Origin of the sequence: Streptomyces sp. NRRL B-24484, assembly GCF_000717715.1 — a bacterium.
Lineage (GTDB): Bacteria > Actinomycetota > Actinomycetes > Streptomycetales > Streptomycetaceae > Kitasatospora.
Window position 1 is genome coordinate 1 of the sequence record NZ_JOAI01000179.1, and the last position, 221, is coordinate 221.

Annotated in this window: 1 protein-coding gene; it reads right to left on the bottom strand. The window is 71.9% G+C overall.

The genetic code is table 11. The features are described 5' to 3' along the window. On the bottom strand, positions 1 to 221 hold a 221-nt coding region (locus IE98_RS44090), incomplete at both ends, for an RICIN domain-containing protein (RefSeq protein WP_043176476.1).

The window sequence follows — 221 nt, forward strand, 5'->3', positions numbered from 1 at the left end:
GAACTTCTGCGCGGCGGCGCCGTTGCAGTCCCAGATCTGCAGCCGGGTGCCGTTGGCGGAGGCGCCGTTCGGCGCGTCCAGGCACCGGCCGGACTGCGGATTGCGCAGCGAACCGTCCGCCTGCTGCACCCACTTCTGGCCGCCGACCCCGTTGCAGTCCCACAGCTCGACCTGCGTGCCGTTCGCCGTCCCGTTGCCGTTGACGTCCAGGCACCGGCCGA